The sequence below is a fragment of the Microvirga tunisiensis genome, assembly GCF_009296175.1.
Classification (GTDB): domain Bacteria; phylum Pseudomonadota; class Alphaproteobacteria; order Rhizobiales; family Beijerinckiaceae; genus Microvirga; species Microvirga tunisiensis.
Genome location: NZ_VOSK01000601.1, coordinates 1 through 2388, shown reverse-complemented (window position 1 = coordinate 2388; position 2388 = coordinate 1). Strand labels below are relative to the sequence as shown.

The window sequence follows — 2388 nt, the reverse complement described above, 5'->3', positions numbered from 1 at the left end:
AAGGAAGCAGCCACAGACTACCCATTCCGAAGATCTTCCAACGTCCATAACCATCACTCGGGAGCGGCACGCATTCGAGGGCTGTCGCCTGACTGTCATCAGCCGTCTGAAGCGCCGCGGCATACTGTTTCTGCTGGCAGTGCTGCCGGATGGCAGTCGATCGCTCATTCCAGCACGCTGGACCGACTGGCCGGCGGCGGCAAGCCCACACCTCTCGCCAGAGGCCGATGATGCAGACTGCGATAGCCTTGGCACGATCAGCGATTTGCTCAAGGCGCGCACCATCACTGACGCTCTCCTCTGCCGGCGAGCCGAGTCGGCGCCACAGCAGGAGGCCAGTCATGCAATTGAAGTTGGCATTTCTCGAGGAGCCGAAGCCGCGCCAGACCCAGTCGGAAGGACCATGGAACCAGATCGATCCGGGAGCCCGTGCCATGGCGCTGGAGATCCTCTCGCGCCTCATCGCTCAGATGCTCGCAGCAAGGACAGCCAAGGAGGCGAGCCATGATTGAGTCTGCAAAGATCATGCCCCGCCATCTCGTCCGTGTGGCCATTGTCTATCTGCGCCAGTCCAGCGCCGCCCAGGTCGAACACAACCGCGAGTCAACCGACCGCCAATATGCATTGGTTCACAAGGCAGGCGACCTGGGATGGCCGGCGGACCGGATCATCGTGATCGACGAGGATCTTGGGCTATCAGGGTCCGGCTCGGTGGCACGATCGGGCTTTGCGCGTCTGACCGCTGAGGTCGCCCTCGGCCACGTCGGTATCGTTCTGGGGCTCGAGGTCTCGCGGCTCGCGCGCAACAATGCCGACTGGTACCGGCTTATCGACCTGTGCGGGCTGTCCGACACCTTGATCGGCGACTCGGACGGCCTGTATCACCCAGCGGATTTTAACGACCGGCTCCTGCTCGGCCTCAAGGGTACGATGAGCGAGGCCGAGCTTTATGTCCTGCGGGCGCGCCTCAATGGCGGCATTCGCAACAAGGCGGCGCGCGGAGAACTCAGGCGCGGATTGCCGGTCGGCTTCGTCTGGGGTGAGGCGGATGGCGAGGTCCGGTTCCATCCCGATGAAGCTGTCGTGACAGCCATCAATACCATCTTCAGGCGCTTCGCCGAGACAGGCTCAGCGCGCCGCGTCTGGCTGTGGTTGCGTTCGGAGGGGCACCGTTTCCCGCTGCAGATGCACCAGGGTGCGGATATCCGCTGGGTCGAGGCGAGTTACACGGCCGTCCACCATGTGCTGACCAATCCTGTCTATGCGGGCGTGTATGCCTATGGCAAATCTCGCCATGAGACTATACTCGATCCGGCCGGCGTCCGCAGGAAACGCGTACGCCGCCTGCCGCAGTCGGAGTGGCAAGTGCTGATCAAGGAGCACCATGCAGGCTTCATCGACTGGCCAACGTACGAGGCAAACCAAGCACGCCTTGCGGCGAACACGCGGCCAAAGCCACACCAGGCGGGTGGCGCCGTGAGGGAGGGCAATGCCCTTCTCCAGGGGATCGCCCGCTGCGGTCATTGTGGCCGCAGCCTGCGAACGCACTATCGCGGCCGTAACAGTGCCCCAGGCTATCATTGCGCCGGCAAGAATGTCGTCGAGGGTCGTGGCGTTTACTGCCTCAACATCGGCGGCGTCCAGATCGACGATGCAGTCATCCAGAGTTTCCTGGCCGCGCTCGAGCCGGCTAAACTGGCCGCCACAATAGCCGCTGCCGAGCGCCTCGAGGTCGACACGCAAGCCGCCCTCAAGCAATGGCGCCTTGGCGTCGAGCGGGCGACCTATGAGGCGAGCCGCGCCGAGCGGCGTTATCGGGCTGTCGACCCCGACAACCGGCTTGTCGCCCGGGGACTCGAGCACGAGTGGGAGCAGCGCTTGTCAGACCTTGAGACCGCGAAGAGCGAACTCGCCCGACGCGAACGGCAGCGCCCCCGTGTCTTGGGGCAAGAGGACCGCGAGCGCCTGCTCGCCCTTGGAGCTGACCTTGCGACCGTCTGGCAGGCGCCGACCACGACATCCCGTGACCGCAAGGAACTCCTGCGGGCGCTCATCGAAGAGGTCATCCTCACAGTCAACCGCGATAAGGCGGCTGCGCATGTCACGCTGCGCTGGAAAGGCGGGGCGCTGATCGATCTCGACGTGCCTCTGCCGCGGTCGCGACCTGCGACCGTTCGGACCGACGAGGACACAATCGAACTTGTCCGACGCCTTGCGGCCCTCTACCCCGACACGGTGATCGCCGGCATTCTCAATCGCCAGGGTCGAAGGACCGCGCGTGGTCACCGCTTCGAGGCTAATCGTGTCGGCAATCTGCGGCGGCATTGGGACATCCCGTGCTTCGAATCGAAGCCGGCTTCCGAAGGCGAGGTCATGACGATCAAGAAG

2 protein-coding genes are annotated in these 2388 nt (G+C 64.1%); both read left to right on the top strand.

What is annotated here, in order from left to right; genetic code table 11:
* Positions 1 to 341: 341 nt before the first annotated feature.
* Complete coding sequence (locus FS320_RS45665; RefSeq protein WP_153885406.1) at positions 342 to 512, top strand: hypothetical protein; 171 nt, start codon at positions 342 to 344, stop codon at positions 510 to 512.
* Positions 505 to 2388: recombinase family protein (locus tag FS320_RS41835; RefSeq protein WP_152718449.1), on the top strand; the 1884-nt coding region annotated here is incomplete at its 3' end. The genes FS320_RS45665 and FS320_RS41835, both read left to right, overlap by 8 nt.